This window comes from Synechococcus sp. R55.3 (assembly GCF_047461975.1).
Lineage (GTDB): Bacteria > Cyanobacteriota > Cyanobacteriia > Thermostichales > Thermostichaceae > Thermostichus.
On record NZ_JANSIG010000055.1, the window covers coordinates 1 to 19,833 of the forward strand.

The following is a 19,833-nucleotide window of genomic DNA, read 5'->3' on the forward strand; positions in this document are numbered from 1 at the left end:
AGGGAAAACAGCAGGCTGTTCATCAGCTCGATGCGGCGGCGGCTGTTGCCCAGCAGGGGGGCCAAGCGGCGGCGGATGCCCAGGTTCACCCGCGCGTTGGGATCCTTGGCGTACACCTGGTACATGTAGTCCCGCTCTTCGTCGGTGACCATCTCCAAGGTGAGCTCGTCGTGGTTGCGCAGGAAGATGGCCCATTGGCAGGTTTCGGGGATGGGCGGGGTTTGCTGCAGGATGTCAATGATGGGGAAGCGATCCTCCATCTGGATGGCCATGAACAGCCGCGGCATGAGGGGGAAGTGAAAGTCCATGTGGCATTCGTCCCCGTCGCCGAAGTAGGCCACGGCATCTTCCGGCCATTGGTTGGCCTCGGCCAGCAACATGCGGTCGGGATAGTTGCGGTCGATGTGTTGGCGCAGGGCCTTGAGGAAGGCATGGGTTTCCGGCAGGTTCTCGCAGTTGGTGCCTTCCCGCTCGTAGAGATAGGGCACGGCATCCAGCCGTAGGCCATCCACCCCCATGCTCAGCCAGAAGTCCACCACCTCAAAGATGGCTTTCTGCACGGCGGGGTTGTCGTAGTTGAGATCCGGCTGGTGGGAGTAGAAGCGATGCCAATAGTAGGCTTTGGCCACCGGATCCCAGGCCCAGTTGGAAGTTTCAAAGTCTTGAAAGATGATGCGGGCTTCTTTGTACTTTTCGGGCGTATCGCTCCAAACGTAAAAGTCTCGCTCTGGGGTGCCGGGAGCAGCCCGCCGAGCCCGCTGAAACCACGGGTGCTGATCTGAGGTGTGGTTGAGGATCAGCTCGATGATGACGCGGATCCCCCGTTGATGGGCGGCATCCAGAAAGATTTTGAAGTCTTCTAGGGTGCCCAAGGTGGGGTTAACGTTGGTGAAATCGGAGACGTCGTAGCCGTCATCCCGCAGGGGCGAGGGGAAAAAGGGCAGCAGCCAAATGGCCGTGATGCCCAGATCCTGCAGGTAGTCCAGCTTTTCCGTCAGGCCCTGGAAGTCTCCCACGCCGTCGCCATCGCTGTCGGCAAAAGCCCGCACCGGTAGCTCGTAGATGATCGCGTCTTTGTACCAGAGGGGGTTGTGGGTGAGGGGGGAGATGATGCTGCGCAGAGGGGTTCGGATCATCATGCTGGCAACAGAGACAGGATTGGGACACCTTGGCAACCCTAACCGTTGAATGGGGATCCCCTCAATAGGCTACAGCCTTTTCTTGGGTGCCAGGGATCCCCAGGGTCAGTGCGGGCTTTCTCGGGCTCAGGCAATGCCACTCCGCTTCTGGGCTTCCTTGCGGGAGACGGCCACGTGGCGCAGGCCGGCCCGGAGCAGCTCCTGCTCGATCAAGGCAAAAAACCGCTGCCGATCCCCGCTTCTCACCACCGCCAAATGATGGGCTTCCGCCAAGGCGATGGGGTAGCCAAAGCCCTTGTGCACTTGGCTCAGCACCCCTGCCAGAGCCCGCTGCAGCAACTCCGCATCCTGGACCACCCAAGCGGGAAACTCCAGGCGAGCAATTTCGGCTTGGCCCAGGGATCCCTCGCCAACATTGAGGTAACAACAGTGGACGTGGTGTTCCCCGAAGGCGTCCAACACGCTGGCTCCGCAGCGCCAAAGGGGGCTGCGCTCTCCCGGCTGCAGCAGGGATCCCCAAAAAACGCGATCCGGCAGGGGGGCAAAGGGATGGCAAGGGGGGGTTTTGTCGGCAAGGCAGTAGCGATAACATTCACAGCCCAGGTAGGGGCACAGCCCCAGGCGCAGGTAGTTAAGGGTTTCGCTGCTGCGAGAGGCGCTGATGTAGCCCACGAGAGGGATGCGGGCCGCCCGCAACTGCTCCAAGGTCGCCAGAATGGGATCCAACCAGGGGCGCCGGGCCGGCTGGGACAGAGGTTCCAGTCCCCAGGGGATCAGGGATCCATCCAGGAGCGCCAGCGTGGTGCGGCGACGGGGCACCGACAGGGCCAAACGAGCCAGCTCCTCCAGTTCCGCTTGGGAGCGTCGTAAGGCCAGTATCTCTTCCAGCCCCAACGAGGACTCCGTGCCGCTGGTAGGATTGCGTTCACCTGGGGTGCGCCGTGGGCGAGAGTCTCGCCGGTTAAGGGGGGCCCTCGGCAACCCTTCTGCCCTCCGCTCCGGGGAAGAGGAGTCTGAGTGCCGGGCAAAGGATTCATCTCCATACAGCAGCAGGGGCTGGCTGTCCAACAGCGGCCACTCCTGGGTGCCGTAGTGGAGAACCACGCGCCCAACATTGATCAGCGAGCAATAGGCAATCTCGTGATGGCTGGGCAAAATCTGGGATCCATCCGTGGCCACCACCGTGTGTCGCCCCTGCAGAGGTTCAACCTTGGGCAGGGATCCCCAAGCTTCCGGCGGCTCGGCAGGGCTGGCGCAAACAAACGACAGATGGGATCCCCACTCGGCCCAGCGGGACTGCCAAACCTGCGGCTCCTGCTGCCAGCGCTCGAAAACTTGCCAGGCTTGGCGCAGGCGTTCTTGGCCGGCTTTCGACTCCTGTTGCAAGTGCCGGGTGAAGGCAGGAATTTGCCCGCTCAGCTTAACCAGATCCAGCATGGTGGTCACATCAGCGTTGCGTGGCAATAGGGCTGCCAGAAGCGGGGGGAGCCACATCTTGTCCTTCTGAGGAGTTGAGCAGCTCTTCCAGCGGAAACTCCCCGTAGACCTCGCTGCTGTTGTTGGGACTCTCCTGCAGGCGAACCCGATGCAACTGCACCCCCAGCTCCCGCAGGGGCAGAGTCAGCAGCCGCTGGATGTAGAGGGCGATGTTTTCGGCAGTAGGCACCACCTGGGCAAAGTAGGGAATGTCTTTGTTCAAAAAGGTGTGATCCAGCGGCTTCACCACCTGCTCCTCGATCAGCCGCTGCAGGGCCGCCAAGTCCACGATCATCCCCGTGCGCGGGTCGATGGATCCCTTGACGGTGATCTCCAGGCCGTAGTTGTGGCCGTGGCCGTGGGGACGGGCACAGAGGCCGTAGATGGCGCTGTTTTCTTCAAAACTCAGGTGATCCAGAGCCAAACGGTGGGCGGCGCTGAAATGGGTGGCAACAGTCAAGTAGGCTTGCATGGCTTCTCCTCGGTATTCGGCCCAAAGTTCGGGATCCTCGTACAGACGGACGCTGGTTAGGGGCAAGGCATCGGCCAGGCGTTGCCAAATCACGTAAGCGATAAACTCGGTAGTGGGCAAGGTTTGGGCAAACTCCGGCCAAGCTTGATTTAGATAAGCAAAGTTGAGATCTTGAATCACCCGCTGCCGGATCACTTGCTTTACATCCGAGAGGTTGAGCACCATCCCGTAGTCATCCACCTCGCCACTCATGCCCACCTCCAGCACGTAGTTGTGGCCGTGGCCGGGAAAACGGGCATTGGGGCCAAAGCGGGCCAAGTTCTCGGCTTCTGAGAGCTCGGGCAACCAGTACCGGTGGCTGGCGGCAAATTGCGCCCGACGGTAGATTGTGCAGGTTCTGAGCATAAATGGAGAGGAGAGTACCTGCCAGGGGATCCACCCTTTCAGCTTGGCACACTCCCCGGCCCAGAGGGTGGAAATTCTCGGCGGCCCTCAGCCTGCCCTCCCAGTGGTCTTGCCGTCATCTCCGTCCTGCGCCAGGCCAGGCATTTCCCCTGCCGACCGAGTCGGCCCGTGCATACCCTCTGCATCCCCTCATTTCCCGGAAAGCATTCCAAGCAGGGTTTTGGCAGCGTCTTGCCCTGAGAGCCAAGCCCCCTCTATGCGACCCCCGGCGCACCAATCGCCGGCACAAACCAAAGGCAATCCCTCAGCGGCGGGAATACGGGTGCTTAGGCTGGCCAATCCCGTGGTTTCCAAAGGCAATGCGTAGCGCCAACGGTGCACCTGCATCCATTGTGGCGAAGCCAGCCAGGGATCCAGCCGTTGGGCCGCGTGGGCCAGCAATTCTCGACCGGCCTTTTCCAGCTCAGGTGGGCTGGCCTCCAGGTACAGAGATGACCACTCCGCCCCCCCATGCAAGACCACCACGGGCGAGAGTGGCTGTAGGCGCTTGCTGCTGTCCAGTCCCAGCCAGGCCAACATCGGATCCTCCAAGCACTTGATCCCCTTCCAGGGCGGTGGCGGTATGTTCTCGGAGTAGCCCGCCAAAACCGCAAGGCAGGGTTGATACTGGGCGGATCCCAGCAGAGACAACAGGTTATCAGCCGGGGGGATCCCTTCGCGGAGCAAAGGCAGCAACTGGGGGGCCGGGATTGTCGCCACCAAGGCAGCAGCCTCGTAGCATTGGCCGTTCTCCGCTTTCAATTGCCAGGTGGTTACCAAAGGTTTGAGGCTGACCACACGAGTTTGGGTGTGTACCGACAGCGGGGCAGCCAGGTGTTTGGCCAGCGTCGTCATGCCCTGAGGGCAGACATAGCGCGGTTTTTCATCGTTGGGATCCTCCGGGCGCAGCCCTTCTCGATCCAGCACATGCAGCGAGCGTGTCCATTCCGTCAGCAGCCCCAGGCCCAGCAGCTCCTTCACCCAGCGATGAAAGCCATCCGAGTCGGCGGTCAGGTATTGAGCTCCATGATCCACCGGCACCGTTTGTCCAGCATGTTCAACTCGACGGGTGGCCATGCGCCCGCCCAAGCCTGCCGATTTTTCCAGCACCAGAACCTGGAGCCCTGCCCGCAGCAGTTGCCTTGCACACACCAAGCCGGCCACTCCGGCCCCAATAACAATCACATCAGCGGATTTTGGGCTTGTCCCCTCGGAGGGCGTTACCGCTGCCTGGGTCTCCTCACCTAGCATACTGAGCCTGCCGGCTGTGAGCGGATCCGCACGTTCAGCTCCCCCCTCTGCCAAAGGGGTTGTTGCCTCTTTCGCCGAAGAGCTTGGCCTCCCCCTTGATGGCAGCCTTGATGATGTTGTAAGCAGCCCAGGCAACCACCAAAACAATGGGCGACAAAACGATCAGCGGACGAAGATCAATGTCCATGGTTTTCATCCCCCCCTAACATAGATTTACCGACTGCTCGGAACAAGAGCCTCCAGGGTTGGCAACTGCCGGAATCCCGATAGGGTGAAACCATTTTCGACTCTGGATCCCGCACAAGCTGAGGTGCAACTCTGGAAAGATGGCTAAGTCCAGAATAAACCTAAATGGGGATCCCTACCGGACAGACTTTGCCCCATCTGGACTGCTGAGGCGGGAGCCAACAGGCCCACACCGAGAATCGCGTCCAGAACTAGCGTACCCAGCAGGGGCGTACAATCGACCCCGATCAACCGCTAACTGCCGCCAAAGCCAGCAACCGAGCCAGTTTGATATTGCTGCCCATGAGAGGATCCCTGTTTTGGGGAGTTCCCCGGAGCCCATCTTGGCGCCCCTCTGCCTTTCCGAGGGTTTCTAAGCTGTTTCTAGACCATTTCTAGACTGCGGTGTTCAGTCTAGGGTGAGATGCCTGGGCCATTGAGGAAAGCCTTTGGCCGAGTGCATTACTGTTCCGCAACGCCGACGCGACCAACGTTTTAGGTGTGGGTGCAGTGTCCTAGTTTGAATCGAGATGACCATCATGACTGTGCGCTAGAAAGGGTTGTCTCTCGGCTCTCTTTCAGTTGCTGTAGATTTTGCCCAGGGCAGCCGGCGGGCGGGTTTGGCGGGTGCGGCTCAGCACTCCCGATAGAACCCCCATCGTCAACACAAAGGGCAAAGCCTGGATCAACACGGGCGGCATCACATCTCCTCCCTGCAGTTGGATGGCCAGGGCGTCGGTGGCTCCAAACAACAGCGTTGCGCCCAAGATCCCGAAGGGATGCCACTTGCCGAAGATCATCGCTGCCAAGGCGATAAAGCCCTTTCCTGCTGACATGTTGCGGACAAACTGGTTCAAAAAGCCGATGGAAAGATAAGCCCCCGCCAGGCCCCCCAACAAGCCGGAGAGCAGCACCGCCGCGTAGCGCATACCCAGGACATCCACCCCCATGGTGGCAGCAGCCTGAGGATGCTCTCCCACCGCTCGCAGCCGCAAGCCCCAGGGCGTTTTGAACAGCAACCACCAGGAGATCGGCACCAACAGAAAGGCCAGGTACACCAAGGGGCTAAACCCATGCCATAACGGCAGCCGATTGACAATTTCCTGAGAGTTGGTGGTGTTGCCGTAGAAGGATTGCAGCACCAGCGAAGGCACGCTCATGGCCAACAGGTTGATGGCGGTGCCGCTGACAATTTGATCGGCTCTGTAGCGGATGCACATCAGCGCATGCACAAAGGCAATGGCCACTCCCCCCAAGGCCCCGGCCAACAGACCCACCCAAGGGATCCAACCCACCTGGGCTGCTGGAGTTTGCGCCAGAAGGGGAGCCTCCAGGCGTTGGGTGGTCACTGCCGCCGCCAAAGCCCCAAACAAGATGATCCCTTCCAGGGCAATATTGACCACGCCACTGCGTTCCGAGTACATGCCCCCCAAGGCCGTGAGCAACAGAGGGGTGGTGGAGCGCAGGGTAGCCGGGATCAAAGCCCAAAACAGAGTTGCCATAGTGCTCTGCAACGCCAGCGCAAGCGAGATCTCCGCTCAGGGGTACTCAAGTTGAGCGTTCATCGCAGTCCATTTCTACCTGGGCTGCCTGCAAGGGATCCGTGAAATAGCCGGGCAACAGGCCACCTGCTGCAATGAACAAGACGATCAAAGCTTGTAGAGCGGTCACCAATTCTCGGCTGATCCCCAATTCCAGATTGAGCCGCAGCCCCCCCGTCAAGAGTACCCCAAACAGCAGTGCTGTGAGGACGATGCCCAGAGGAGAGTTTTGCCCCATCAGGGCCACCGCAATGCCATCAAAACCGACCTGGGCAGGCAAGGATTGCTTGAGGCGGTATTCTTCGAGGCCGGCCCCCAGAACATAGTGGGTTGCAGCCAGCCCCGCCAAGGCGCCGGAGATGGCCATGGCCCAGATTTGCTTTTGGCCCAAGTCCACCCCGGCATATTCTGCCGCTCTGGGAGAAAAGCCCATGGCCCGCAGCTCATAGCCCTCCAAGGTTCCCCACAGATAGACATTCACCACTGCCACCGCCAGCAGCGCAATCAAAAAGGCCCCGTTCAAGCGGATGGCGGCCAACCCTGTGGGCACCTCCACCGGCCAACCGGGCAAGATGCCCCCCAGCAGATATCCCCCCAGCCCTGCCGCCAGGGATCCGATGCATCGTCTTTGCAGGGGCCAGCCTCTGCAGAGCAGGTAAAACCCCACCCCGGCCAACAGGGCCAAGGGCCAAGCCCAAGACAGCGTCCCGGGGCCGGATCCCTGTAGCCCCAGCAACTCCAGCAGCGAGGGCAGCCGCGATTCGGGGCGAATTTCGTAGCTACGGGCTTCTGGGCCGGGGGCCTTGAAGGGCAAAGTGACCGGATAGCCGAAAAAACGGTACTGGTTGGCCGAAATTAAAAACAAGAAGATTGAGGCGGCAATGTAGTTCATCATGATCGTGTTGATGACCTCGTGGGTGCCGAAGCGGGCCTTGAGCCAACCGGGGATCCCACCCCAAAGGGCTCCACCGGCAGCCGCCGCCAAAACCGAGAGGGGCAAAGTCAGCCAACCTGGCCCCGGCAGGTATACCCCCACCAGCATGGTGGCAATGGCTCCCATCGTCAGTTGTCCCGGCGCGCCGATGTTGAACAAGCCCGCGTGAAAGCCAAAGGCCACCGCCAACCCCGTAAAAATCAGAGGAGTGGCCAGCAGCAAACTCTGGAACAACCCGGGCAGATGAGTGATGGGGCTAAACAGCACCTGAAAGGTGTAGGTGATCAAGTCCAGTTTGGTGCTTAGCTTTACAAAAAAAGGCGAATCGGGCGAGGAGCCCAGGCCGGGCCGCAGCAACCCCACCACCACCGCCCCTGCTGCCACCGCCGCCCCCAAGGCAGTCAGGGGGACGATGATCTGCCGCCGCCGCACCAAAAAGGCTTTTCCCCCCGGCAACTGCAGCCGCCCCAGCAGCAACAGCAGCAGGGCATAGGCAAAGCTGGCATAGCTAGCCAAAGAAGGGCTGAACCGCCGCAACGGCAACCGAGTTGGCGGGATCCCTTCCGCCAGGGCCGCCCTGTTCACCGCCCCCACTGCCCCATAAAACCAGAGCAAGCCCAGCCCAAACAGAACTAGACCGCCCACCCCCAAGCTGTACAGCCAGCGGGCCCGCACTTGCCGCTCTTTGATCCCCAGGGCCAGACACGACAACAGCGCCAACAGCACCCAGGCCCAGCTCAACCCTGGGATCCAACCCACCGCCAAAGTCTCCGGGATCCCCAACTGCTGCGGGTCGATGAGGCCAAAGGTTCCTGCCAGCACCCCTGTGCCGCCGAACTCCCGCCTCAGCACCCACCAGGGGCAGAGCAAAAACAGCAAAACGGCGCTCAGATTGGTCAGCAACAGCAGCATGGGCAGAGATTCAGCAAAACCAAAGGGAATAATCCGAAAAGATAGCAGCCAGCCCTCTTCTCAGCTCCTCAGCTCAAGACACTTCTCACGGGAAAGTGCTCCGCACCGCCGTCGCGAACGAGGCCAGTTGGATCCGTTCTGGCCTCAAGTCTCGAATCAAAGTGGTGCGTAGAGGTGCTGGGGTCAGGGATTCGGCGTAGGCAGAGTTGAGATAAGTCGAATACTCAGAAAACCCGCCGGAGTCGGATCCCGCCGCCAGGTAGGTTTTGAAAAAAGCAGTGGCCAAGCCCTTGAGCAAGGGGCGAGCTGACTGGGGATCTGGCCCGATCAACTCCTGCGGCACCGGGAAGGCCCCCTGGCCACCCCCACCCAGGAAGGTGAAATGGGTGGATCCCTCCACTATCGCCAAATAGCGCTGCTGGGATCCCAGCCAGGTAAAGGGTTCAATCTGCTCTGCTAGGGCGGGGGTAAAGTAATCTTCGCTGCCCGACATTATCATCACCGGGATCCCCACTTGGCCTAGCCCTTCTGGGCCAAACACCGTGCTGGTGAGGGGGTTGAGGGCAAACACCGCCTGAATGCGCGCATCTGCCAACTGCCCCGCCTGCGCGGCCAGGTTGGAAGCCTGGAACACCTCTATCGCCCGACATTGCAACAACAGAGAAACATTCAGGGTCAGCTCCAAGGAATGGGATGTCTGGCAGTTCTCTTGCAAGCGGGCTGGATTGAGCGCAGCCCCTGCTGCCGCCAACACCGTGTATCCCCCCAAAGACTGGCCGAACAGTCCTGCCGACTTTACATCCAGCCTGCCCCAGCGGCTGGGATCTTGCTGTGCCCTGAGTTCCAGCTCGTCCAACAGCAGAGAAATATCCTGGGGCCGCGCCACCCACTCATAGGGCCCCGGCAAAGAGCCAAACCCTGACAAAAAGCTGCGCACCCGCTCCACATCGGTGCCCGGATGCTCCAACACCGCCACCGCAAACCCCCAAGAAGCCAAATGGCGGGCCAAGTAGGCAAAGGTATTGCGGTCAGAGGCAATGCCGTGGGAGATCACCACCAAGGGGATACGCCCCTTCCCCTCCGGCAGATAGACTTCCACCGACACAGGCGTATCGCGCCAAGGGTTGACCAACTGGAAGCGCTCCACCTGCCACTCCAACTCACCCGGCTGCTCGGGGCTAAGGTGAGGTTGAGCTGAGTCTTGGGCTGCCATGCTGAGAGAAGCGCTGGAAGATGCCCACTCAGCTTTCCGCCCGGCCTCTTCTCGCAGCCTTGCGATCACCAGATCCCGCTGGCGGAAGAGTTGACCGGCCTCTCGCACCAAGCGAATGCTCATATCCAGATCGATCTGCAACTTCTCCAGCGGGTAGCGGCGCAACACATTCACCAACGTCAGCCCCTCGGGATCCCCTGCCGCCAGGATCAATGCCGCCCGCAATGCATAAAACTCTGCTTCTCCATCTCCATGCAATACTAGGGTCAACCGCCGCAGCAGATCTTCGCCAATCGCAGAGTAGGTAAACTGGCTGACCGTAACCTGGTCAAGGTCAAAATTACGTGTCAGCAAATCCGCCAAAGCTGCCTGTTGCTCTGGCGTGAGCCGCCGCAGATAAAAATCCAACTGCCGGCTTACCGCGCCATTGTGGGCAAACCGGGCCAGATCCTCCACGGGCAAAGAGAACTCAATCAAAGGCGGCAGAAACACCCCCAAGCGCTCTGCGCTCCACGCCCGGCCCGGCCCAGCCAAAACTGTCGCCAGTCCTAGGCCCAAGGCAAACACCCCCTGCAGCCACCGCACGGCTACAGAACCCCCTTGGAGCTAGGGATCCCTTCTTGTCGGCGGGGATCCCGTTCTACGGCCATGCGCAGGGCGCGGGCAAACGCCTTAAAACTGGCCTCGACAATATGGTGGGCATTGAGGCCGGCAGCCTGGCGAATGTGCAAAGTGAGCTGGGCGTGGTTGACCACCGCCTGATAAAACTCCCGCACCAACTGGGTTTCGTAGCGGCCAATGCGCTCCGTGGGCAGCTCCAGGCCATAGCTGAGGTGAGGACGCCCGGAGAAATCCAGCACCACCTGCACCAAAGCTTCATCCAAAGGTGCCCAAAAATGGCCGAAGCGATGAATGCCACGCCGATCCTGCAGAGCCTGCGCCAGGGCTTGTCCCAGCGTGATGCCCACATCTTCGTTGGTGTGGTGATCGTCGATGTGCAGATCCCCTATGGCCTTGATCTGCAGGTCGATCAGCCCGTGGGTGCTGAGCTGGGCCAGCATGTGATCCAAAAAGGGGATCCCGGTGTCGATCTCGTAGTGGCCGCTGCCATCCAGGTTCAGACGAATTTGAACATCCGTTTCCCCGGTGCGACGGTGAACAAGGGCAGTTCTGGGGTGGAGCAGGCGCGAGGAGTCGATGGCAGTCATGGAAGTGGCCGAGAACGCTGTGGAGCAGCAGGTAGGCTCCAGCTCTAGAATTGCACAAGCCTGCGAGCATCGGCACCACACGGCCTAAGCAGTGAGGAGCGAGAAGAGAGGCTCTTTCCTTTCTCCGCCCTGCTCTTTTTTCCCTTGGAATTGCCGTAGAGTGCTGGAAGAGAGTGTTGAAGAAGGGGTTGCCGTTTGCAGGATTGGCAGCAAATCCAACAGGCCCTCAAGCAACACTGGGGTTACGAGACGCTGCGCCCACCGCAGGATCAGGTGATCCAGGCTCTGCTGGACAAGCGCGACGCGCTGGTGGTGTTGCCGACGGGGTTTGGCAAATCCCTGTGCTTTCAGCTAGCAGCTCTGCTGCAAAGGGGGGTGATGCTGGTGGTTTCACCCCTAATCGCCCTCATGGAAGACCAAGTTCAGGATCTTTGGAAACGCAAGCTGCCGGCGGCCTGTCTCCACAGCGAACTGGATCCGGCCCTGCGCAAGCGGGTGTTGAAGGCCCTTGAGGAAAACCGACTGCGCCTGCTCTATTTGGGGCCGGAGACTCTATTCAGCCCCCCCGTTTGGCAACGGCTGCAACAGCCTCAGGTGCACATCAACGGCCTGATCGTGGATGAGGCCCATACGTTGGTGCATTGGGGGGGATCCTTCCGGCCCGACTACCGCCGTCTGGGATTGCTGCGCCCGGCTCTGGCCCCGGTGAAGTCCTCCTTTCCCATTGCCGCTTTTACCGCCACGGCTGACCCCCAAACCTGCAGCCGCCTCAGCCAAATCCTAGAGCTGCGGGATCCGGAGTGCATTCGCGCCGATCCCCTGCGGGCCAATATCTCCCTCAATGTCGCGATAGCCTGGAGCCCGGCGCATCGTCGTCGCCGTCTGCTGCGATTCCTGGGGGAAAATCCCGGCTCGGGTCTGGTGTATGTGCGCACCCGGCGGGATGGGGAAGAGCTGGCCGAGTGGCTGGGCCGACAGAACCTAAAAACCGCCACCTACCATGGGGGACTGGAAGCGGGATCCCGCCGTCGGCTGGAACGGGCCTGGCTGCAGGGGGAACTGCGCTTTCTGGTCTGCACCAACGCCTTTGGCATGGGCATCAACAAGCCGGACGTGCGTTGGGTACTGCACTTTCATCCCCCGCCCACCTTGATGGATTATTTGCAAGAGGTGGGACGAGGCGGTCGGGATGGTGGCCCTTGTCGGGCCCTGATGCTGGTCTCGGAGCCGACGGGCATGCTGGATCCCAGCGATCGCCGGCGCCAAGCCTATTTCTATTCCCAGCAGGAGCGCCTTCAGGCCCGAGCACGCCACCTGCTCCAAACCCTACCCCAGCAGGGATCCTACGCCGATCTGCCCCCCGGAGAGGCACGGGTGGCCTTGGGTCTGCTGCAGGAGATGGGCTGTTTGCGGTGGCCGGATCCCTTTCGCTTTCAGGTGTTACACCGCCGTTGGCAGCCTTTAAGACGAGAGGATCCCTGGCGGGGTATAGAGGATCTGATCCACACTCGCGGCTGTCGGTGGCAGGCGATCTTGCCCTATTTTGGCTACCCTGGGGAGCAGCCCGGCCTGCCTTGTGGCACCTGTGACCGTTGTCGGCTTTCTCGTTAGCCCTCAGCAGCCAAGTGCGAGCCACAACCGGCAGGAGTGGTTATCATGATCTGCGTTTTCTGCAAAGGGATCAGAATCTCGCAGCTTTCCCGTTGCTGACGACCTTCCGGCTGTGCCCATGAGTGTTTCCGGATCTCCGCTTGAGGAACTGGATCGACCCTTATCCCTAGCTCGGCAGGTAGCCCAACTGTTGGTGGTGCCGGTCTCGGCCCGTCTGGGATCCCCAGCCTGCTGTCGAGACACCCTCAAGCGACTGATCCAGGAAGTGGGGATCGGGGGCATCTGGATCACCGAAGGACACGTAGCAGAAGCCCTGTTGCGGGTGGAAGAGGTGCAGGCATGGGCTGCTCTGCCCCTTTTGGTGGCGGCAGAGGCCGGTCGTGGGCTGGCCCTACAGGGGGCTACCTCTTTTCCCCATCCCCTGGGGTTGAGCCGTCTGGGATCAGAGGCAGAACGCTGGGCGGAACAGTGGGGTCGGATTACGGCGCGGGAGGCGGCAGCCATCGGCATCAATTGGCTGCTCAACCCGGTGGCAGAGCCACTGGGGGAGCTGGCTTTGGCGGAGGATCCCCTATCTGCTTTGCAACTGGCGCGAGCTTTCGTGCGCGGATGTGAGCAAGCGGTTCCAGAAGGGATCCTGACCACGGCCAGCTCCTTTCCGGGCAAAGGGGGATTCAAGTCGGTTCAGGCCGGAGCGGAGCGGGTTCCAGCCGCCTTGGCGGGCCGTAGGCCGAAGGCAGCAGATATCCCTTGGTGTCCCCGTCTGAGCCTAACCCCAGCGCAGCTTCAAGAGGGGCCTTGGCTGCCCTTTCGAGGTTTGGTGGAGCAGGTGGGGGCGATCTTGGTTTCTCATGTGGTGCTGCCGGAGTGGGATGAGCGCTGGCCTGTCACCCTGCTGCCGGGGCGGCTAACCCAACTGTTGCGCCAGGAATGGGGGTTTGGCGGGCTTATTGTTGTGGACAGCCTCGATCAAGGCTGCTTGGCAGAGCTGGCCAATGCTAACGGGCCCAACTCATTGGCCGTGCGGGCTTTCCAGGCCGGTGCCGACCTAATTTTGGCCCCCCCCGATCCGATGGCATCCTTGGCAGCCGTTTTGGAAGCGGTGCAACAGGGATCCCTCAGCGCAGCCCAGCTTGCCCAGTCGGTGACGCGGGTTCTGCGGGCCAAACAGCGAATCCTACCTGCCGCCTCAGCTCTCCTCCAACAGGTGTGGCCGGCCTTGGCGGAAACGGATTTCAGCACCGTTGGCGGATGGATGGGGGCCAGGGATCCCACGGATCCGGCCCTCAACCGTGGCTCTCCCGCCGAGCAACTGAAGCCTTTGCTGCTGGGGGATCCCATCCCCAAGGACTCGGCGTTGGGAAAGTTGTTCAACAGGCGCTCCAGCCTGCCCTCTGCTCTGCACAGAGCTGCCCAGATGGGATCCCTCTTGGCCGAGAAGGATATTGCTCCCTGTCAAGCGGCTATGGCCCGTGGTGGCGTGGAAGGAGGCCGGCCCCTCGGCCCGCCCGCAGAGCCCGGATGGTTGAACTGGATCTGGCAGGATCCCCCCTTGGGTGCTGCCGATGTGCAGTTGCAATCTCCCGCCCTGCATGTTCCGGCTGCCTTAGGCATGCTTCCTGTGCTCAGCGATGCTCTTACCCCCCTACCTTGGCTGGAAGCTGCCCTAAACAACGCCCCAGGATTCATCTTCCAAGGTTTCCTTCGGGATCCCTTGCCCAACTATGTGCTGGATTGGCTGCAACAGCATCGGGAGCGGGTGGCAGCGGTCGTCATTTATGGTAATTTATCTCTCTACCGCCGCCTGCAGGCGCACTTTCCATGGGCCAATGCCATCCACAGCCTCAACCGGGATCCCTGGGCTCAAGCGGAGGTGATGGAGCGGCTCTTTCCCAACTGCACCCTCTCAGAGGGATCGGAATCTCAGGCAGCTCGGCAAACCATTAAGAAAAAGTAAATGCCATTACAGATTATTGGCAGGAAAGGGCTCCTGGGTTATCGTGTTGGTTGAAATGTAAAAGATTGAAACGGTTTCTCTCAGCGTTGTCTGTGCCTCCCTCCCTCTCAGACACTCCTCAATCCTGCAGCAGCCAGTCGTCAACTGGCAGTTGGGTTGAGTTTGAGCAAAAGCGACTTCAACCTCCATCCCAACGACGTTTACAACCCTTCCTCAAATCCTTGCAGCAGTTCTTTACAAGTGTCTGGTCTCAAAAAACTCGGCTGGGTCTTGCCCTCCTCAGCCTGGGGCTGGGGATATTCGCTTGGGCTTGGCTGGGTGCCGGGGCTCGTCTGGATCCCTATACCGAAGCCGTCCTCAGCTTACAGGGGCAGGTTAGCCATGGTGCATCCTTGTTTGCCCTCAACTGTGCCGCCTGTCATGGGGAAGAAGCGGATGGCCGGGTAGGGCCCAGTCTGCGGGGGGTGAGCAGCCGCCGCTCGGATCGGTTTATCATTCAGCAAGTGACCGGTGGCAAAACGCCTCCCATGCCCCAGTTCCAGCCGGATCCCCAGGAGATGGCGGATTTGCTCAGCTACTTGAAAACCCTCTGAGGCCGTTTCATGGGCCTGCCTCAGCAGCTTGCTTGCTATGCTCTCTGGCTGGCCTCCGTATTCGCTTTTGCGGAATGGTTGCGCTCCCGCCAGGTGGACGGGGAATGGGTGCGTAAGGTCATCCACATCGGCGTGGGCAATATCATTTTGTTGGCTTGGGCCTTGCAAGTGCCCCGCTGGCTGGGGGTGGGATTCTCTCTGGTGTTCGCCGGCTTGGCGCTGCTCTCCTACCGAGTGGCCATCTTGCCCAGCTTAAATGGGGTCGGTCGCCGCAGCTTTGGCACCTGTTTCTACGCCATCAGCATTGGTCTGTTGCTGTTTTGGTTTTGGCGGCCACAGCGACAGGTTTTCGCGGTGATCGGCATATTGGTGATGACGTGGGCCGACGCCCTGGCGGGCTTGGTGGGCAAAACTTGGGGCAAACACCCCTACCAACTGGGATCCCTTCAAAAAAGCTGGGAGGGATCCCTGACCATGTGGGCGGTGAGCAGCTTGGTGATTGCAGCTCTGCTGCTGGGGTACTTTGGCTTCTCTCTCCCTTTGCTCGGAGTGAGCCTTTTGGTGGGAGGGATGGCTATGGGACTGGAGGTGTTCTCTTGGTGGGGGTTGGATAACCTGACCGTGCCCCTGGCCAGTGCCGGCCTCTGTTTCGTCTTGATCCAGATCCTCAATTATTTGTAACGCTTGCTACAAAACGTTCCTCTCCCGTCCCCGGCGGTATAGCGTGGAAACAGCCCTTTCTTCTTCTCCACCATGGCTGCAAGTCCTGCGCTGGCCTCTTCTGCCCCTCCCTCTCCCGCCCACATCTGTCCCTTTGCCCAGGCTTGTAGCTACCTGGATTGGGCAGCTCGCGAGCTGAAGCTGGATCCCGGCTGGGTGGCGATCCTCAGCACCCCCCGCAAAGTGGTGACGGTGGCGATCCCCGTGCGGCTGGACAACGGACACATCCAAGTGCTGGCGGGCCATCGGGTGCAGCATTGCAACGTTCTCGGCCCCTACAAAGGGGGGATCCGCTACCACCCAGCGGTCACCCTTGAAGAGGTCTCGGCCTTGGCGATGCTCATGACCTGGAAATGCGCCCTTATGGGCATTCCCTACGGTGGGGCCAAAGGGGGGATCCCTATCGATCCGAGGCGTTATTCGGTCTCGGAGCTGGAGCGCATTACCCGCCGTTATACCAGCGAGCTGATCAAGGATATCGGCCCTGCAGAGGACATTCCCGCTCCAGACATGGGAACTTCTGCCCGTGAGATGGCCTGGATGATGGATACCTATTCTATGAATGTCGGGCATGCGGTGCTGGGAGTAGTGACGGGCAAACCTCTCTCGATTGGGGGATCTCGGGGGCGAGAACTGGCCACCGGACGGGGGGTGATGATCACCGTACGGGAAGCCTTGGCCCGACGCGGTGGATCCCTGGCAGGGGCAACGGTGTTAATCCAAGGTTTTGGCAATGTGGGTGGAGCAGCGGCCAGCTTGCTGCATGAGGCGGGAGCTAAGATTGTGGCGGTTTCCGGCAGTTCTGGGGGCCTTTACAATCCTAATGGACTGGATATCCCCGCCCTCAAAGCTTACATGAAGGAACGGGGAGGCCGCATGGCGGGCTTTCCACAGGCTGAGCCCATCAGCAACGCCGACCTACTGGTGCAAAAAGCGGACGTGTTGATCCCTGCCGCTCTGGAAAATCAAATTACCGAAGCCAATGCCCACCAAATTCAAGCCCGGATTGTGGCAGAAGCTGCCAACGGGCCAACCACCCTTGCCGCCGACCGGATTTTGGAATCGCGAGGGATCCAGGTATTGCCGGATATTCTGACCAATGCCGGTGGGGTAGTGGTGAGCTATCTGGAGTGGGTGCAGGGACTCTCTTACATCTTCTGGGATGAGGAGCGGGTCAATCAAGAGATGGAAGGTCTGATGGTACGTGCCTTTGAACGGGTGGTGCAAGAGGCTGAACGGCGGCAAGTGTCGCTGCGACTGGCTGCCTACACCCTGGGGGTAGGCCGAGTGGCGCAAGCCCTACAGGATCGCGGCCTTTACCCGTAGACCGGGAACTCTTGGCTCAACAAGCCTACTTGCCAAGGTTCGATTGCCCTTTTCTCAAGCCCGACGGCGTTCTTGCTCTTCCTGCTGCTGCCATTGCTTGAGCAGCTCTTTTGCCGCCTGTGGGGTAAAGTAGTCCAGCTCCATCAGCTTACGGTAGGTCAGAATTTGCCGCATCTCCAGGGGCATGTCTGCTTTTTGGTAGAAGTAGCGAATGCGATTGATGTTTTGCTCCATTTCGGTAAACTCTTGCTCCCGCTTCCTCTGCTTCTCCTGCTTGAGCACCTCATGGGGGGCAGAAAGGCGGTTGTAGTTAGGGATCCGTTGCGTGCCTGTGGTTTTGCTCGCAGCAGGCACACGGTGGCCTCCGGTTTGTCGGTTGTTGGCCTTGTTGGAATTGAAGAAGAAAGAGAGCATCGGCAAACCTCACACAAACAGATAAACGGCGGGAGCTTAACGCCAAGTCAACAATATCAAGTTTAGGTGAAGAAGCCTGTGATCCAGATCCTTCTTGGAAAAACCCGTACTTCCGGCGCGGCGCTGTATCTCTCTGCTTTTCCCACCCCCGCGGATGGTCAAGGAAAAGCTGGGGTTTGGCCTCAAGCCAATCTATTCATGAGTCCAGCCTACCGTGTTTACACGGAAAATGACTGAGATCACGTCCGAGAGTACAAGGTATTTAAGTATCTTCACGTCCTTTTGTTCGGGATCCCTGTATCGGATGTACTTTCCCGCAGGCCGCTACAGGTGGGATTCATCTCCGCTCAGCAGCCAAGTGACCGATACCCCCAACGCCTTGGCAAAGGCCACCAGTTCTTTGTCAATGACGCGCCGTTTTCCCTTTTCCACCTGGCCAATTTTGACGTAGTCCAACTGCACACCGTACTTGGCCAAGCGACCCGCCAGTTGATCTTGGGTGAGTTGCAGCTTCTCCCGTACCCAGCGCACCCGTTCCCCAATCAAGTTGGCCGATGGATGGTGCCGGTCGTTAGACTCCATAGGAGCAGAAAGCCGTAAATATTCTTTTCCAGACTGAGGAAGTTGAGGGATCCTCACATGGTAGCCTGAGCTGGCAAGGTTCCCTTTTCCTGGGATCCCACCCGGCAGCCGTTGAGCTGACTGGCTCAGGAACAATCTTATCTCAAGGTCTAGATCGAAAATCGCTTACCGCTTTTTGCCGGGCAACCCCTTGCCTACAAGGACTTGACGGATGGGATCCCTGCTGTTCCCGCATCTAAACGGAAAAATCTCCGGACAAAAAAGAGGGTCATGATCGATTTTCGCTCGCAGCAGCAGCAGAAACCTTTTTAGACTGGGAGATGAAGTTCTCTCCTCACCTGGCCGTGGTTTTTTCTCGTCCTCATCCTGAACACTCTGCCTCTTCGCCTCAGGAGTTTGACGATCTCTGGTTCGACCCTGAGTCTGCCCCCCAAGATGCTCTTGCAGAAGTTGATCCAGAGCCGGTTGCCGGCGGATCCCGGTTGAACGAGGACGCTGTCGATCACTACCTGAATACCATCGGTCGCGTGCCCCGCATCGATCACGCTGAGGAAATCGAGCTGTCGCGCAAAATTCAGCAAAAGCTCCTCATCGATCAAGCCCGGCAGGAATGGCGGCAACAGCGGGGGGAGGATCCCAGTGACGAGGCTTTGGCCGAGGCCCTGCAGATTTCCGTATCCACCCTACGCTCCCGCATCCGACAAGGGGAGCAAGCTCAACGCAAGCTGATCAACGCCAACCTGCGCCTGGTGGTCAGCGTTGCCAAGAAATACCTCAATCGGGGGGTGCCGTTTTTGGATCTGATCCAAGAGGGCAATATCGGGTTGATCCGGGCCACCGAAAAATTCAATGCGGAGCGGGGGTTTCGCTTCAGCACCTATGCTCATTGGTGGATTCGCCAAGGCATTACCCGTTGCATTGCCAATCAAGCACGGACGATTCGCCTGCCGGTACACATGGTCGACAAAGTGCGCCTGCTCAAGCGCACCAACCGCGAGCTGATGAAGCTGCAGGGGAGGCGGCCCACCGAAGTGGAGCTGGCAGAAGCCCTGGGCATTAAAGTCAAGAAACTGCGCATGATCCAGCAGGCTGCTGCTTTGCCCCTGTCGCTGGATGTGCCGGTCGGCCAAGAAGGAGAAAGCCGCCTTGGAGATTTGCTGCAAGATGAGCGGCAAGAGCAGCCCTTTCAAGGGATCCTCGTGCAATCCATGCAGCAGGATGTGCGTTCTGCCATGCAAACCCTCAAGCCGATTGAGAGGCAGGTGCTGGAGTTGCGCTATGGGTTAGATGGGCAACAGGCAAGAACCCTGCGGGAGGTGGGGGATCACTTCAACCTGACGCGGGAGCGGATTCGTCAGATCGAGCGAGATGCCCTGCGCAAATTGCGGGTGGGCTATTCTTCGCGGGCTTTGGCCCAGTACATCCGCTAGTGGCTACAGACCCACAGACCGATTTCCTGGCCAGCTTCTGCCCAGGGACAACCTTTTTTTCAATCTTCTTGGGTTGAACACCATAGCTCCTTGAAATGGCGATCAAGGGATCCCTTATCCCCACGGCCAGATCTGGTCAAGACGACTTTAGCGGGCAACTTCTCTGGCTGTTAACTCGGACGATCTGCTTTCTCCAGTGTTAAGGCACGATACTGCCAGCGCCTTGGCCTTTGTGCATTTCTGCCCTTGATCACCGGCATAGTAAAAAGGCTCAGGTCGTTGACCCAAGCCCGCCCCATCATCCACAGCAGATGCCAGGAACCAGACTTGAACTGGTGACACGAGGATTTTCAGTCCTCTGCTCTACCAACTGAGCTATCCCGGC

General features: G+C 59.8%; 17 protein-coding genes and 1 tRNA gene. 6 read left to right on the forward strand and 12 right to left on the reverse strand.

What is annotated here, in order from left to right:
* From NW849_RS09465 to hisB, 9 genes are all read right to left on the reverse strand, one after another.
* Nucleotides 1–1,139 (reverse strand): alpha-amylase family protein (locus NW849_RS09465; RefSeq protein WP_414357437.1); only part of this gene is annotated, 1,139 nt, incomplete at its 3' end.
* Nucleotides 1,140–1,265: 126 nt separating this feature from the next.
* Nucleotides 1,266–2,603 carry a DNA double-strand break repair nuclease NurA gene (locus tag NW849_RS09470; RefSeq protein ID WP_414357438.1) on the reverse strand — a complete coding sequence of 446 codons (1,338 nt, stop codon included), beginning with the start codon at nt 2,601–2,603 and terminating at the stop codon, nt 1,266–1,268.
* Nucleotides 2,587–3,492 carry a 6-carboxytetrahydropterin synthase gene (locus NW849_RS09475; protein ID WP_414357439.1) on the reverse strand — a complete coding sequence of 302 codons (906 nt, stop codon included), beginning with the start codon at nt 3,490–3,492 and terminating at the stop codon, nt 2,587–2,589. Before NW849_RS09475 ends, NW849_RS09470 begins: the two co-directional genes overlap by 17 nt.
* A 189-nt stretch (nt 3,493–3,681) precedes the next feature.
* Complete coding sequence (locus NW849_RS09480; protein WP_414357440.1) at nt 3,682–4,782, reverse strand: NAD(P)/FAD-dependent oxidoreductase; 1,101 nt, start codon at nt 4,780–4,782, stop codon at nt 3,682–3,684.
* A 34-nt stretch (nt 4,783–4,816) separates the two neighbouring features.
* Nucleotides 4,817–4,969, reverse strand: coding sequence for a photosystem II protein Y (locus tag NW849_RS09485; RefSeq protein WP_414330801.1), 153 nt, complete (start codon nt 4,967–4,969; stop codon nt 4,817–4,819).
* Between the two features lie 616 nt (nt 4,970–5,585).
* Nucleotides 5,586–6,509 (reverse strand): ABC transporter permease, encoded by a 924-nt coding sequence (locus NW849_RS09490; protein ID WP_414357441.1) that lies wholly within the window; start codon nt 6,507–6,509, stop codon nt 5,586–5,588.
* 46 nt (nt 6,510–6,555) lie between these two features.
* On the reverse strand, nt 6,556–8,394 hold the full coding sequence (locus NW849_RS09495) for an ABC transporter permease (protein WP_414357442.1): 1,839 nt from the start codon (nt 8,392–8,394) through the stop codon (nt 6,556–6,558).
* Between the two features lie 85 nt (nt 8,395–8,479).
* A complete protein-coding gene (locus tag NW849_RS09500; protein WP_414357443.1) occupies nt 8,480–10,192 on the reverse strand; it encodes an alpha/beta hydrolase in 1,713 nt (570 codons plus the stop codon).
* A 2-nt stretch (nt 10,193–10,194) separates the two neighbouring features.
* Nucleotides 10,195–10,815: an imidazoleglycerol-phosphate dehydratase HisB gene (hisB, locus tag NW849_RS09505; protein WP_414357444.1), complete on the reverse strand. Its 621-nt coding sequence runs from the start codon at nt 10,813–10,815 to the stop codon at nt 10,195–10,197.
* A 195-nt stretch (nt 10,816–11,010) separates the two neighbouring features.
* On the opposite strand from hisB, the gene NW849_RS09510 reads away from it, so the two are divergent.
* The 5 genes from NW849_RS09510 (at nt 11,011) to NW849_RS09530 (ending at nt 17,022) form a co-directional block, all read left to right on the forward strand.
* The gene (locus tag NW849_RS09510) at nt 11,011–12,426 is read left to right on the forward strand and encodes a RecQ family ATP-dependent DNA helicase (RefSeq protein WP_414357445.1); all 1,416 of its coding nucleotides are present in this window, start codon (nt 11,011–11,013) and stop codon (nt 12,424–12,426) included.
* 118 nt (nt 12,427–12,544) lie between these two features.
* A complete protein-coding gene (locus tag NW849_RS09515) occupies nt 12,545–14,383 on the forward strand; it encodes a glycoside hydrolase family 3 N-terminal domain-containing protein (protein WP_414357446.1) in 1,839 nt (612 codons plus the stop codon).
* Nucleotides 14,384–14,604: 221 nt separating this feature from the next.
* Complete coding sequence (locus tag NW849_RS09520; protein WP_414357447.1) at nt 14,605–14,976, forward strand: c-type cytochrome; 372 nt, start codon at nt 14,605–14,607, stop codon at nt 14,974–14,976.
* A gap of 9 nt (nt 14,977–14,985) precedes the next feature.
* A complete protein-coding gene (locus NW849_RS09525; RefSeq protein WP_414357448.1) occupies nt 14,986–15,657 on the forward strand; it encodes a diacylglycerol/polyprenol kinase family protein in 672 nt (223 codons plus the stop codon).
* A gap of 72 nt (nt 15,658–15,729) precedes the next feature.
* Nucleotides 15,730–17,022 (forward strand): Glu/Leu/Phe/Val family dehydrogenase, encoded by a 1,293-nt coding sequence (locus NW849_RS09530; RefSeq protein ID WP_414357449.1) that lies wholly within the window; start codon nt 15,730–15,732, stop codon nt 17,020–17,022.
* A gap of 54 nt (nt 17,023–17,076) precedes the next feature.
* Here NW849_RS09530 and NW849_RS09535 read toward each other — a convergent pair whose 3' ends face one another.
* Both NW849_RS09535 and NW849_RS09540 read right to left on the reverse strand, forming a co-directional pair.
* The gene (locus NW849_RS09535) at nt 17,077–17,376 is read right to left on the reverse strand and encodes a hypothetical protein (RefSeq protein ID WP_414357450.1); all 300 of its coding nucleotides are present in this window, start codon (nt 17,374–17,376) and stop codon (nt 17,077–17,079) included.
* A 384-nt stretch (nt 17,377–17,760) separates the two neighbouring features.
* A complete protein-coding gene (locus NW849_RS09540; RefSeq protein WP_041436246.1) occupies nt 17,761–18,018 on the reverse strand; it encodes a helix-turn-helix domain-containing protein in 258 nt (85 codons plus the stop codon).
* 320 nt (nt 18,019–18,338) lie between these two features.
* On the opposite strand from NW849_RS09540, the gene NW849_RS09545 reads away from it, so the two are divergent.
* Entirely contained in the window at nt 18,339–19,448 is a 1,110-nt protein-coding gene (locus tag NW849_RS09545) for an RpoD/SigA family RNA polymerase sigma factor (RefSeq protein WP_414357451.1), read from the forward strand.
* Between the two features lie 312 nt (nt 19,449–19,760).
* Here the strand turns inward: NW849_RS09545 and NW849_RS09550 are convergent.
* A tRNA-Phe gene (locus NW849_RS09550) sits at nt 19,761–19,833 on the reverse strand.